The organism is Ruegeria sp. HKCCD7181 (assembly GCF_057221055.1).
In genome coordinates this window covers 1-12838 of record NZ_JBWVBC010000004.1, presented here as the reverse complement: position 1 = coordinate 12838, position 12838 = coordinate 1, and the positions used below count along the sequence as shown (strand labels likewise).

General features: G+C 55.8%; 11 protein-coding genes and 2 pseudogenes. 8 read left to right on the top strand and 5 right to left on the bottom strand.

What is annotated here, in order from left to right:
• Positions 1-19 precede the first annotated feature (19 nt).
• The 3 genes from xsc to AC2TCY_RS09280 all read left to right on the top strand — a co-directional run bounded on the left by xsc (position 20) and on the right by AC2TCY_RS09280 (position 3924).
• Positions 20-1795, top strand: coding sequence for a sulfoacetaldehyde acetyltransferase (gene xsc / locus AC2TCY_RS09290; RefSeq protein ID WP_480847002.1), 1776 nt, complete (start codon positions 20-22; stop codon positions 1793-1795).
• A 24-nt stretch (positions 1796-1819) separates the two neighbouring features.
• Positions 1820-2827: a phosphate acetyltransferase gene (pta, locus tag AC2TCY_RS09285; RefSeq protein ID WP_480847000.1), complete on the top strand. Its 1008-nt coding sequence runs from the start codon at positions 1820-1822 to the stop codon at positions 2825-2827.
• Positions 2828-2892: 65 nt separating this feature from the next.
• A complete protein-coding gene (locus AC2TCY_RS09280) occupies positions 2893-3924 on the top strand; it encodes a YeiH family protein (protein WP_480846999.1) in 1032 nt (343 codons plus the stop codon).
• 154 nt (positions 3925-4078) lie between these two features.
• Here the strand turns inward: AC2TCY_RS09280 and AC2TCY_RS09275 are convergent.
• The 4 genes and pseudogenes from AC2TCY_RS09275 to AC2TCY_RS09260 form a co-directional block, all read right to left on the bottom strand.
• Positions 4079-4423, bottom strand: a pseudogene (locus tag AC2TCY_RS09275) (DDE-type integrase/transposase/recombinase); the annotation flags it as partial.
• Positions 4424-4563: 140 nt separating this feature from the next.
• Positions 4564-4740, bottom strand: a complete 177-nt coding sequence (locus tag AC2TCY_RS09270; protein ID WP_480846997.1) for a hypothetical protein — start codon at positions 4738-4740, stop codon at positions 4564-4566.
• An 11-nt stretch (positions 4741-4751) separates the two neighbouring features.
• Positions 4752-6368: an FAD-dependent monooxygenase gene (locus tag AC2TCY_RS09265; RefSeq protein WP_480846996.1), complete on the bottom strand. Its 1617-nt coding sequence runs from the start codon at positions 6366-6368 to the stop codon at positions 4752-4754.
• Positions 6369-6494: 126 nt separating this feature from the next.
• Positions 6495-7244, bottom strand: coding sequence for a helix-turn-helix transcriptional regulator (locus tag AC2TCY_RS09260; protein ID WP_480846995.1), 750 nt, complete (start codon positions 7242-7244; stop codon positions 6495-6497).
• Between the two features lie 799 nt (positions 7245-8043).
• Between AC2TCY_RS09260 and AC2TCY_RS09255 the strand changes: the two genes are divergently transcribed.
• From AC2TCY_RS09255 to AC2TCY_RS09235, 5 genes are all read left to right on the top strand, one after another.
• Complete coding sequence (locus tag AC2TCY_RS09255) at positions 8044-8874, top strand: universal stress protein (protein WP_480846993.1); 831 nt, start codon at positions 8044-8046, stop codon at positions 8872-8874.
• 84 nt (positions 8875-8958) lie between these two features.
• Positions 8959-9906, top strand: coding sequence for a tripartite tricarboxylate transporter substrate binding protein (locus AC2TCY_RS09250; RefSeq protein ID WP_480846992.1), 948 nt, complete (start codon positions 8959-8961; stop codon positions 9904-9906).
• A 52-nt stretch (positions 9907-9958) separates the two neighbouring features.
• Positions 9959-10384 carry a tripartite tricarboxylate transporter TctB family protein gene (locus AC2TCY_RS09245; protein WP_480846991.1) on the top strand — a complete coding sequence of 142 codons (426 nt, stop codon included), beginning with the start codon at positions 9959-9961 and terminating at the stop codon, positions 10382-10384.
• Between the two features lie 11 nt (positions 10385-10395).
• Entirely contained in the window at positions 10396-11922 is a 1527-nt protein-coding gene (locus tag AC2TCY_RS09240) for a tripartite tricarboxylate transporter permease (protein WP_480846990.1), read from the top strand.
• Between the two features lie 370 nt (positions 11923-12292).
• Positions 12293-12721 carry a dioxygenase family protein gene (locus AC2TCY_RS09235; protein ID WP_480846989.1) on the top strand — a complete coding sequence of 143 codons (429 nt, stop codon included), beginning with the start codon at positions 12293-12295 and terminating at the stop codon, positions 12719-12721.
• 25 nt (positions 12722-12746) lie between these two features.
• On the opposite strand, the pseudogene AC2TCY_RS09230 reads toward AC2TCY_RS09235, so the two are convergent.
• Positions 12747-12838 (bottom strand): annotated as a pseudogene (locus AC2TCY_RS09230) (IS6 family transposase); the annotation flags it as partial.

Genomic DNA, 12838 nt, shown 5'->3' with positions numbered 1-12838 from the left:
CTGTCCAGGAGACAAACACATGCAGATGACGACCGAAGAAGCTTTTGTTAAGACGCTGCAGATGCATGGCATCAAGCATGCATTTGGGATCATTGGCTCGGCAATGATGCCAATTTCGGATATTTTTCCTGCAGCCGGAATCACGTTCTGGGACTGCGCGCATGAGTGCACTGGCGGGATGATTGCCGATGGCTATACCCGGGCAACTGGCGAGATGTCGATCATGATTGCCCAGAACGGCCCCGGCATCACCAACTTTGTGACGGCTGTTAAGACGGCCTACTGGAACCACACGCCGCTGTTGCTCATAACACCGCAGGCCGCGAACAAGACTATTGGTCAGGGCGGTTTCCAGGAAATGGAACAGATGCGCATGTTTGCAGACTGCGTTGCCTATCAGGAGGAACTGCGTGACCCGACCCGCGTGGCCGAGGTTCTGAACCGTGTGATCATGCAGGCCAAGCGGGCATCGGCCCCTGCGCAGATGAACATTCCGCGCGACATGTGGACCCAGGTTGTCGACATCGAATTGCCAAAGATCGTTGATTTCGAACGTCCCTCGGGTGGCACGAAAGCCGTTGCGGACGCGGCAGCACTTCTGTCGAAGGCGAAGAAGCCGGTAATTTTGAACGGCGCGGGCATTGTTCTGTCGAAAGGCGGGATTGCTGCGTCACAAGCGTTGGCCGAGCGTCTGGATGCACCGGTTTGTGTTGGATACCAGCACAACGATGCCTTCCCGGGCAACCACCCACTATTTGCTGGTCCGCTGGGCTATAACGGCTCGAAGGCGGGCATGGAGCTGATCTCTGAAGCGGATGTGGTTCTGTGTCTCGGCACCCGCCTGAATCCGTTCTCGACCTTGCCTGGCTATGGCATTGATTACTGGCCGACCGAAGCCAAGATCATCCAGGTGGATATCAATCCGGACCGGATCGGCCTGACCAAAGACGTTACTGTTGGTATTGTCGGCGACGCGGCCAATGTGGCAAACGGAATTTTGGGTCAATTGGCGGATGACGCCGGTGACGCAGGCCGGGACGCACGCAAGGCCCATATCGCGCAGACCAAGTCGGCTTGGGCACAAGAGCTGAGCTCGTTGACGCATGAGAACGATGATCCGGGCACCACCTGGAACGAGCGTGCACGTGCAGCCAAACCAGATTGGATGAGCCCGCGCATGGCTTGGCGCGCGATCCAGCAGGCACTACCGCGCGAGGCGATTATATCGTCCGACATCGGCAACAACTGCGCCATCGGCAACGCCTATCCCAGCTTTGATGAAGGCCGCAAATACCTGGCGCCGGGCCTCTTTGGTCCCTGCGGGTACGGCCTGCCCTCGATCATTGGCGCCAAAATTGGGTGTCCGGATATTCCGGTTGTGGGCTTTGCTGGCGACGGTGCCTTTGGCATCTCGGTGAATGAGTTGACTGCAATCGGCCGCGAGGAATGGCCCGCGATTACCCAGATCGTCTTCCGCAACTACCAGTGGGGCGCGGAAAAGCGCAACTCAACCCTGTGGTTCGACGACAACTTCGTGGGCACCGAACTGGATCAGCAGGTTTCGTATGCCGGTATCGCCAACGCCTGTGGACTGAAGGGCGTTCAGGCTCGTACGATGGACGAGCTGACCGCAGCGCTGAACCAGGCGATCATCGATCAGGAGAATGGCATAACCACCCTGATCGAGGCATTGATCAACCAGGAACTGGGCGATCCATTCCGTCGCGACGCAATGAAAAAGCCGGTTCGCGTGGCAGGCATCGACGCTGCAGACATGGCACTGTCGCAAGTGTAAGTATCAGGATAAAGACCGGGACACATGACCAAAACACCGATTGAACTGTTGCGCGATTGCGCCCCGGCGACCCATCCTGTTGTCGCTCTGAGCGAAGGCAGCGATCCCCGTATCGTAAAAGGGGCGCTGGCCGCTCAGGCGGCGGGGTTGGCTGATATCATTCTGGTCGGCCCTCATGCCGAAGTTGAAGCGGAGTTGAAATCAGGTTCGGCCCGGATTGGAAAAGGGGTGTCAATTCACGACCCCTCTACATCCGAACTGGCCCCAGAGTTTGCCCGCGAATACTACGAACTGCGCAAACACAAAGGCATAGATGAGGCTGCTGCGCGAAGGGCCGTAGAAACACCGCTGGTTTATGCGGCGATGCTGGTTCGTACAGGGTACGCCACGGGCACGGTTGGCGGTGCAGTTCACACAACAGGCGACGTGGTGCGCACCGCGATCCAGGTCGTTGGGGTGAAGCCGGACGCGGGAATGGTCTCGTCGTTCTTTCTTATGTACCCACCCGAGGATACGCAGCCGGGCGCACGAGCCATGTTGTATTCCGATTGCGGTCTCGTGATTGATCCCACCTCAGAAGAATTAGTGAATATTGCAGTCGCATCGGCAGGCTCTGCACGGGCGCTGCTACAGGAAGAACCGAAAATCGCGATGCTGAGTTTTTCGACAAAAGGCAGCGCGAAGCATCCCGCCGTCGATAAAGTGCAAGACGCGACAAAAATGCTGCACGCGAACCATCCGGAGCTGAATGTGGATGGTGAACTGCAATTCGATGCGGCATTCGACCCGTCGATCAGTGAACGAAAGTCACCCGGCTCGACAGTTGCGGGCCAGGCAAACGTAATGATCTTTCCGAACCTGGATGCAGGGAACATCGGATACAAAATGACTCAGCGTTTAGGAGGCTATGCTGCGATTGGTCCGGTGATGCAGGGGCTGGCCAAGCCTGCCAACGACCTATCACGTGGGTGTAGTGCGGATGATGTGACACAGATCATCGCCGTCACCGTATTGCAATCGCTCGTCACCTAACACTCTTGGCACTGGCCCTCGCGTGGCGTGTATCCCAGTTCGATTCCGACAAAGGATAAATGAAGATGATTGCCGCAGACGAAGTGATGTCAACTTTGCGCCAACGTTATAGTCGGCATGCCCGCATTCTTTTTCCCGGCGTGATGGTGGCGATCACTGTTGCGGTAACTGCCAAGTTCCTGTCTGAGCACTACGCGACCCCGGCAATGCTGCTGGCGCTGCTGTTAGGTATTGCGGTGAACTTTCTGAGTGACGAAGGTAAGACCGTCGAAGGCATCGACTTTGCCGCGAAATCCCTTCTCCGGGTAGGAGTAGCCTTGCTGGGAGTCAGGGTGTCGATGACGCTGATGCTCGGGCTCAGCTGGAATCTTATCGCGCTGGTGATTGGTGGTGTTCTGGCAACTATTGTTTTCGGCCTGCTTATTGCTCGCTTCTTTGGCCACAAGTGGCGGTTTGCATTCCTGACCGCCGGTTCGGTTGCGATCTGCGGTGCATCGGCGGCCATGGCGATCAGCGCCATTCTGCCTAAGGACGAACGCTCGGAAGAGAGACTGATTTTTACTGTATTGGGTGTCACAGTCCTGTCGACCATCGCCATGATTGCGTATCCCATTCTGGTGCGTGCATTCGGGATGAATGAAATTGCCGGCGGCATATTTTTGGGCGGAACTATCCACGATGTTGCACAAGTCGTTGGTGCAGGTTTTTCGATTTCGGAACAGACCGGCGACACTGCAACGCTGGTGAAACTGTTTCGCGTGGCGATGCTGGCCCCAGTGGTTCTTGTTGCCTCTTTGATTATTCGCAACTTTTCCGAAATTGACAGTGGTGGAAAACGCCCTCCTATCCTGCCTGGTTTTGTCGTCGGATTTCTGATCCTGGCAATTGTCAGTTCGTTCGGGCTAATCCCAACTCTAATTGCAGAATTTCTGAGCCAAACCTCACGCTGGTTGTTGCTGATTGCCATCGCGGCAGTTGGCATGAAGACAAATCTGAAACAAGTTTTGTCGGTCGGAGCCGCCGCCATCGCACTTATTGTCGTAGAAACTCTTTTCATAGCAGGAGTTATCCTCGTCGGTATAGGCTTCCTGACTTGATCCGCAGCGCCAACGGCATGGCCAACTTGTATTCCCGCGCCTGAATGCGGCCTGATTTGTGTTCGTCAGGCGGTCATTTCGAAAGCCTAGCCGTCCCAAAGGTTGAAAGTACCGGTCCTGGCGTGACGGAATGAGATGGCGAAGAGTTGATAGCGGCGGGCCGCAGCGATTGGACGAGAATATCAAGGGCATCCCCGTTCGCATCCACTGCCCGCCAGAGCCAGCATTTTCGGCTGTTGATCGGGATGACCACTTCATCCAAATGCCGTTGGTCGGCCGCCTTGGGCAGGTCTCGCCTGATGCAATTGGCGACGTGATCACCAAAGCGGTTATTCCATTGCCGGACAGTTTCCCGGCTGACCGCAACTCCGCGCTCAGCAAGAAGATCTTCAATATCGGCTGTGGTGAGCGAAAAGCGATGATAGGCCCAGACGGCATTGGCGACCTCGCGCGGGAAACGAAACCCATTCAGGCGCAGCACATTGGGCAGTATCTTCATTCACGACGCTTTACCATTCCAGAACGCGCAGACAAGTTGGCAATCACGAATGCAGTCATTCGAACAAGAAAGAAACGCCCGACAACCCCAGAAAAAACCGGATTGATGCCCAAGAAATTTGTTGGGATTGATGGCCCGTCTTACTCCTGAAACAAGGCCGCTTGCTGCACCAGCGACAGGACCTTTTCCGTACTGTCGATTTCGTGGCTTAGAAGCAGGGCAAGTCTGGCGAGAAATTGCTCGGATTGCTGCGGGCCGACCAGATCAATGGATTTGGCAATTGCCTCATAGATTGTTTCGATGTTGACTTGCGACATCAGATATTTCCTCACTTGCAAACCGCAGTTTTGTAGGCCGTCAGCACACCGGCCGGCGTGGCGGTATTCCAGCGAGCGGCGACATGCCGGTCGGGCCGGATAAGATATACCGTGTCTTTTGTCGCGCCATAGAACTCCGCGACTGGACCTTCTAACGGCTGCACAAGGATGCTTAAGGGTTCACATGAAGCCGCAGATTGGATGGCATCAGCAAGTGCGTGATCAAAACACAAAACCGTAAAACCATGGACCAACTGGTCGGACAAATAGCCTTGATCCAGCTTGACCTCAGACAGAACCTTTCCAACCTCGGGGCCCGCCGTAAACACATCGGCACACGGTGTCACAACCGGGCTGTCAGCATAGATATAGGGGCGCATCTGGCGTGGATTGGCCAGTTGCCCTGCGAATTCGTGGTCCATTGCCAGCGACAAAGCGGCATTACGCATCACTTCCCACCCATGTGTCGGCGGTGTCATAAAACGTGCGCTTTTGGAGGCCTTCGCAAACACGTCCATCGTCGCGCCGCGCCGCTCGGGCGTGTAGCTGTCCAGCAACGCTGGTCCCGCCTTTCCGTTCAGAACCCAGCCCAGTTTCCAACCGATATTGATCGCATCGGCGAAGCCGTTGTTCAAACCGCGCACGCCGAAGATCGGTACGACATGGGCGCTGTCGCCCACAAAGAACACCCGGCCGTCGCGGTAGTCATCCAAGGCCAGCGTGTTGGCGGTGTAAACGCTCCACCATTCCAGGTTCCACGGACCTTCATAACCAATTTCATGCAACACACCTTGCACACTAGCCCTGATCTGGTCTTCCTGCATGGCTTCTTCCGTCGCCTCTTCTTCGAACAACTGGTAGTCGATCCTCCAGATGTTGTCGGGCTGCCGGTGGATCAGAACCGTACCGCCGCGACGGCAGGCCGGGTCGAACAGAGCCCGCCTGATCGTGGGATAATCATGATCCAACTGCACGTCTGCAATGACATAGCGACCTTCATAATTCTCGCCCTTGAGCCGCAACCCGCGCATTTTGCGGATCGGGCTTTTTCCCCCATCGCAAGCCAGCACCCAATCGGCGCAAAGGTCATAGACGTCCTCACTGTCCTTGACAGTCAGCTCCACGCCAACCGCCAGATCCTCGATTGCAACGACCTCGCTCTGCCAGCGCATGTCGATCAGATCATTGCGGGCCACGGCGTCATGAAGATATTCTTCGATATATTGTTGCTGGATATTGTACATCGGACGGTATTTTTCGTTCTCCCCATCCGGCATCTCGAACTCGAGGATTTGCTGATTGCGATAGAATGACCGGCCTGTCGTCCATCCCAGCGACTTCTCCAGAAACGGGTCCAGTGCGTCAATGCTATCCAGCATGTAGTAGCTCTGACGCTCGATGCAGATCGCGCGGCTGCCATCATTGAACGTCGGCTTGTTGTCGAGCAATACTGACGGAATGCCTTCTTTTGCCAATGCCAGCGCCGCGGTCATGCCCACCGGTCCGGCACCGACGATGGCGACTTTTACCCGACTTGAAAGTCCTCGCCGTTCAGCACCTTTCGGGGCATCAAAGTGCGGATATGTGAAGTACAGCGAGTCCAGTTGACCTTTTCCTGCGGGTCTCATGCCGTCCACCTTTTGAATACTGCGCGTTCCTGCGCAGTCTTTCATTGCAGCGGCGCTCTTGTCTGTCCTCTGGGTTAAGGGACAAGGCAGAATGAACTGGTGACCATTGTACTGCTGTCAACAACCTCACGCGCACAAGGCAAAGAGAGCGGATTTCGAATTGATGCCCAGTTTTTCATAGGCCCGTTTTCGGTAGGTATTGACAGTACTGGCGGCCACATCAAGTTCCCAGGCGATGGCGTCTGTTGTCAGGCCTCTCAGGATGGCCTCACAAATCTCCTTTTCGCGGCCTGACAGTGAATTGAGCGGGCTTTGCAGCTGTGCAGGCTGGTTTCCGGAATAGTGCAGCAATACGATTTTCGACACGAGGGTCCAGAAGTCGCGGCGGAGTTCATCTTCGCTGATGATGAACGGCCCGTTTTCTTGAAAACGGTAGAAGTTCATACCAACCACCTCGTCGTCGCTCCGCGCAAGCACCGTGATCTTGTCGACAATTCCTGTCTTCTCAAAAAACTCCTGCCTATAATCTGGCGACATCCGATCGGAAAGCTCTCTCAGAGTGAAAATACGCATCTCTCCGTCTTGTTTTGTCGCCTCGATATCTGTGCGCAATGGGTCGCGCAGATACCCGTCTCGAAGGTATTTGTGCGCCATGTTCTTTGCAGTCTGCTTCTGCCGTTCATTAAACGAAAGATAGCAGTGCGGACGGTCGTGCTTGTACGAGAAGATCATGCATTGATCGGCCTTGATGACATATTCGATCATGTCCAGAAAATGTACATTAAAGTCCGCAGAGCCGACAGACGCCAAACAAGACGACAATATTTTCAGGAACTCCGGAGCCCCTTTACCGCTGAAGAAATTTTCAAGTGTCATGATCTCATGATGAGTAGATTTCGTGGCGTTGGCAACTTGGGGACTTAACGGAGACCAAGCTGTCGGACCTGTCCCCTGCAACACGGGACATAATTCTCCAAGCTTGATGCCTATCGTCACGGGCAGATTTCGACCGGTTCCCTGAATATGGCGAAACGACACCAACACTCAAGGAGCGCCTGAAAACTATCAGTGAAGCAACGCAGATGGAATACAAGGCCGACCTTTCTGTACATAACGTCAACGCCTTTTCCCAGGGTCGCCCTGTGACGAAACCTTCGTGGAACAAAACCCGTTTGGCCCTTCGACCAAGGCCGTGGCCGCGGCACAGTCGGTAACGCTTTGGCGCAAAGCTTCGATTTGGCGCCGACATTCCCGGAATTAGCAGGCGGCAAGTCACATCCTCGAAGGAGAATCCCTGCTGCTGGTTCTGTATGGCAAAAAGTCAGATACGGATCGTGGGGCGGTGTTTTGCGGGGTCGATTTCACAACCAACAACGAGGGCGTCCTTATTGGGCCCCGCCCGCGGGAGGCCGTGGTGTTCATGGTTGCGACATGCCGATGGAAGCTTATCAATTTCGAAATGGGGCATCGGCGTGATGATCGGAGATTAGGATGAAAACGATGTCCCAGCCAAGCTGACGGCAAAAGGCACCGGTCACCGTGTGAAGGACATGCGGCAGCCGAAATAGAAGCCTTCTTGTCATATGTTTCAGTGGACAGCCATGAAGCCATTCACACGTTAACTTGTTTGCCAACCAATCCTAGTTGCGGATAGCGACGAGTTGGGAGACAAGGCATGGCACTGAAAAATCTGCTGGTCGCCTATAACGGTGGCGAGGCGTCAGACACCGCCTTGCATCTGGGCGTACAGATGTCGCGAAAATACGATGCCCATCTGACTGGCATCGTCGCGCATGGCGTGTCAAACGCCGTGCAGAATTTCCCTCCGTGGCTGGCGCGGCAAGTTTCTGCCTCTCTGGATGACATCATTGCGGGTCGGGTGGCGGAACTCGAAGGCAGGTTTCGCGGTTACCTCGATGGCAAAGTCGATTCCGACAAACAACACTGGATCGATGTTCACGCCGATCCGGACCGGACTATTTCCTATTACACGCGGATGTTTGATGTCACGGTTCTGGGACAATATGAAAACCTGCCGGCAGCCGATGAATACGCTCTGCACCCAGATCGGATTGCCCATGCAAGCGGCCGTCCGATCCTGGTTGCGCCCAAGCATTTTCGCCCGACCGAAATCAACGAAAGCGCGGTGATCGCCTGGGACGGCAAGCGCAATGCGTCCCGTGCCCTGTTCGACGCCATGAACATCCTGGAAACCAAGCAGATGGTCACAATCGTCACGGTGGGGGACAAAGGCGCCCGACAGGAAACCAAAGGCATCAATCTGCCAACCCTGCTGGCACGCCATGGGGTCGAGGCAAAACACGTCGTGGTACCGAAAGGACCTGGCGGAACTGCCCGGACGATCCTCGACTTCTGCATGGAACGGAAAACGGGCCTCTTGGTCATGGGCGCCTACGGACACTCGAAACTATCCGAAGACCTGTTCGGCGGAGTTACAAAGCACATTCTCAGAGAGGCCGAAATACCCGTTTTTGTCTCTCACTGACACAGACGGGCAGGATGATCCGGAGGGGCATCAACCATCTGCCCTGCACGCAAGATCCAAAGACAGATTAAAAAGGAGGAAACCATGAACTTGAAACGGACAATCACCGGGCTTGTGTCCGGCGCGTTGATGGCCTTTGCCGGAGCCGCAATGGCCGAAGATTGGAAACCAAATGGCACACTTCGCCTGCAGATCGGTTTCGCCGCCGGTGGATCGACCGACACAATGGGCCGTGTCATCGCCAAGGTAATGAAAGAACAAACCGGCTGGAACATCATCGCCGAGAACAAGACAGGCGGCGGTGGTGTCGCCATGTTCACCGGCATCGCAAATATGCCGCCAAAGGGGAATGTCATCGGTCTGGGCGTCAACATGCCTATCCTGATCAACCTCGTAAAGCGCGGCGACCAACTTGGTTTCGATCTCGACAGTTTCGATTACCTCGGCACTATTTCGCGAGCCCAATTGGCGCTGATCGCCCGGGCTGATGCGCCGTTCGATGACCTTGCCGGTATGATCGAGTATTCTAAAGCCAATGACGGGTTGGCCATCGGCTTCGGCGCTCCGCCACAAAAGCTGCTAATGGAAGTCGTGAACCGAGAGACCGACTCAGATTTCCGTTTTGTGTCGACCAAGGGTGAGGCGGAAACCCAAAAGCTGATCCTTGGCGGCCAGGTGATGGCGGGGTTCTCGGCTGGTACCCACATCAAATATCTCGAGTCGGGTGACTTCAAGATGATCGCCAGCGCTAATGACGCTCGTCATGACTATGCGCCGGACGTGCTGACGGTGCGTGAAGCAGGGATCGACGCCTATCTCGACCCCTACTTTTATTTTGCCACAACTGCAGGCACCGATCCTGCCGCTGTCGCTGCCCTGACCAAGGCGCTTGAAAACGCACTGGCCACGGATGAAGTGGCCGAGATCGTTCGCAACGCCGCAACAACCGAAGTCCTGAACCTCGGCGCCGAGGGCACCGAGAAGATGATGGTCGACGGTGTAGAGAACGTCAAAGTCCTGTTTGGGCAGTAATCGACTTCCCCCGCCGGACAGGTTTCGGCGGGGGGAAATTCAGGAGGCCATCATGAAGATCAACGCAGACCGTGCGTCCGGACTTTTCTTTTTGCTGTTCGGACTGGCGCTCTATCTGTTCATCATTCCGACCTTCGTCGAACAGGTGGAAGATGGCTGGGTCCACCCCGACACCATTCCCAATGCCATATCTATCGTACTGAGTCTCTGCGGTGCCTTGCTGATGCTGCGTCCCACGAAACACCACACGCAAGAGGTCAGCGAATTCGTCCGGGCGGGGATCTACTTCGGCCTACTCATGGTCGGGCTCGTTCTCATGGGCCGGTTTGGATTCGTCTATGTCGCCCCCGTGATCGCCCTGGTCATCATGCTGCTGATCGGTGAACGGCGTCCCTTCTGGTTGATGGGCGGTGTTGTAGGAATGCCCGCGGCGATCTGGTTTCTGGTCGCGCAGGTCCTCGACCGAGCCTTGCCCTGAGGAGAGCGGACATGGTTGATCTTTCCACAATTCTGTCCGGTTTTTCCGACGCCTTTACGCTCTGGAACCTGGCATTTGTGCTGTTCGGCGTCGTCGTCGGCCAATTCGTTGGCGCCGTTCCCGGAATCGGCCCGGTGATGGCTATGGCAATCGCCATCCCGTTTACTTTCGGCCTCGATCCGCTGCCGGCCATCGCTTTTTTGGTCGGCGTAAACAAGGGGGGGCTGGTTGGCGGTGCCGTGCCAGCGGTACTCATGAATACACCCGGCACTCCTGACGCGGCCGCAACGGCCATGGACGGCTACCCGCTCGCACGGGACGGTAAACCATTGAAAGCCACAAAGATGGCGCTGTTTTCTTCGGTAACCGGGGACACCTTCAGCGACCTGGTCCTTATTACCGTTTCGGCTCCCTTGGCAATCCTGGCTCTGCGCATGGGGCCTGTCGAAGTCTTCGCACTGATGGTCTTTGCGTTTTCGGTGCTTTCCGGGCTGATCGGCAATTCCTTGATCAAGGGGGTTATCGCCGCGGCCCTGGGGTTGCTTTGCGCCTCGGTCGGAACCGACCCGGAAAACTACACCCCCCGTCTGATCTTCGGCATGTTCGAATTCTACGACGGGCTGCCTCTGGCATCGGTCGCCATAGGAACGCTGGCCATCGCGGAAATCCTGCGCCGTCTGGCACAAATGTCCGGCGAGGTGAAATCTGCGGTCGAGGTCAAGGACACTGGAAACCCCCAGGACCGGCGCGTCAGCTGGGCTGAATACTGGGCCTGCCGGTTCACCATGCTCCGAGGTGCGGTGATCGGAACCATTCTGGGTGCGCTGCCCGGGATCGGATCAACGGCGGCGGCGTTCATGTCCTATGCCTCTGCCAAAAGCGCTTCGAAAAATCCCAGTTCGTTCGGCAGAGGCAATCTCCACGGCATCGCGGCAGCGGAATCCGCTAACTCTGCGGTTGTGGGTTCTAACCTCATTCCCCTACTGACGCTTGGCATTCCCGGCAGTGTCGGCGCGGCCCTGATCATCAGTGCTTTCATGATCCATGGAATTCAACCGGGACCGCTGCTGTTCCAGGATCAGGGCCGCCTGATCTATGGGTTGTTTGGTGCCATGATCATGGCGAATTTCCTGAATCTTTGGGTTGGTCAAGTGGGGTTAAGATTTTGGGTGAAGGTCGTTTCGGCGCCAGAATCCATTATCTTCGCTTCGGCCTTGTTGCTCTGCATCGTCGGGGTTTCCTTGGCGACAGGTGGAATATTCGGCGTGATCGTAATGCTGGTCTTTGCCGGTGTCGGCTATCTGATGAGCAGCTTCGGTTACTCGGTCGTCATCTTTATCATCGCCTTCTTTCTGGGCCCGCGCTTCGAGATGTCGCTGTCGCAAAGCCTTGCTTTGATGAACGGCGATTTGGCACGGATCGTCGAATATCCGATCGCGCTCCTCTTGCTACTGGTATCGATCATATCGATATGGTGGTTCCTTAGGCGTGCCGGACCAGACAACACCACCTCATCGCAAGTTACAATCGAGGACTGAGATCAAGTCATAGGTGTTAATGTTGAACATGCCGCAGAACTTGTTGAAACTGTACTCTGTGGCCTGAAGCGACGGTCATATAATGCCCAGTTTACCGAAAGGCTGGTCCTATAAAGTTCGCCGCAGTGCTTCGTTGGGGCACCAGGGTCCGCAATGGGCCGGTCTGACACTTGGAGGGAGCGAGATCGTGTGATTGCGCCACTGCATTCGTGGTCGGTTAGAGCCCCTTGTAATCAGCTTTGCATAGTGCACAAGAAATTGCGAACCGAGAACGGCAGGCATTGAGACCGATACACACTGGACTACGATAAACAATCGTTGGCCATAGAAGTCGGGCGTCCGGACCTCTCTTGAAAAAAGGGAGCAATTTTTGACGACACCAAAGAAAACACGCCGCAGCGTGTTCGCTGGAATTGCGGGGCTGGTGGGAAGTAGCGCCCTTGCGACCAGCGCCATTGCTGCTGTCCTGACCCCACGAGCTGCAGAAGGGCTGTTCTATCCCAAGCCCTCTATGCGGATGCCTGATATCGGCAATGACTTGGTCAAAATCGCAGGGCTGGTTGAGGAGGCTGGCGGCGAAATCTTCACCCTGCGTGGCATCATCGTGGATCGCGACAGGCGGCCGCAAGTTGGGCGCCGCGTCGAAATCTGGCAATGCGGCATGAACGGCAAGTATCTGCATCCCGGCGATAACCGCAAAGTGCCATTTGATCGGGCTTTCCAAGGCTTTGGCCATGACATAACGGATGAGTTCGGAAGCTACGTGTTTCGCAGGCATTGCCAACTTGTTTGCGCGTGATTGAGAAGGGCAAGTCCTCGGACTTTCAAGCGCGCATTTGGGCGGCATAGTCGTTCCAGAGGTTGAAAGCATCGGCCCCGGCATGACGGTATGAGACGGCGGAGATTTGATAGCGGC

Excerpts from the sequence above, each read along its gene's own strand:
- xsc (WP_480847002.1), top strand. The coding sequence starts at position 20 with ATGCAGATGACGACCGAAGAAGCTTTTGTTAAGACGCTGCAGATGCAT.
- pta (WP_480847000.1), top strand. The coding sequence starts at position 1,820 with ATGACCAAAACACCGATTGAACTGTTGCGCGATTGCGCCCCGGCGACC.
- AC2TCY_RS09280 (WP_480846999.1), top strand. The coding sequence starts at position 2,893 with ATGATTGCCGCAGACGAAGTGATGTCAACTTTGCGCCAACGTTATAGT.
- AC2TCY_RS09270 (WP_480846997.1), bottom strand. The coding sequence starts at position 4,740 with ATGTCGCAAGTCAACATCGAAACAATCTATGAGGCAATTGCCAAATCC.
- AC2TCY_RS09265 (WP_480846996.1), bottom strand. The coding sequence starts at position 6,368 with ATGAGACCCGCAGGAAAAGGTCAACTGGACTCGCTGTACTTCACATAT.
- AC2TCY_RS09260 (WP_480846995.1), bottom strand. The coding sequence starts at position 7,244 with ATGACACTTGAAAATTTCTTCAGCGGTAAAGGGGCTCCGGAGTTCCTG.
- AC2TCY_RS09255 (WP_480846993.1), top strand. The coding sequence starts at position 8,044 with ATGGCACTGAAAAATCTGCTGGTCGCCTATAACGGTGGCGAGGCGTCA.
- AC2TCY_RS09250 (WP_480846992.1), top strand. The coding sequence starts at position 8,959 with ATGAACTTGAAACGGACAATCACCGGGCTTGTGTCCGGCGCGTTGATG.
- AC2TCY_RS09245 (WP_480846991.1), top strand. The coding sequence starts at position 9,959 with ATGAAGATCAACGCAGACCGTGCGTCCGGACTTTTCTTTTTGCTGTTC.
- AC2TCY_RS09240 (WP_480846990.1), top strand. The coding sequence starts at position 10,396 with ATGGTTGATCTTTCCACAATTCTGTCCGGTTTTTCCGACGCCTTTACG.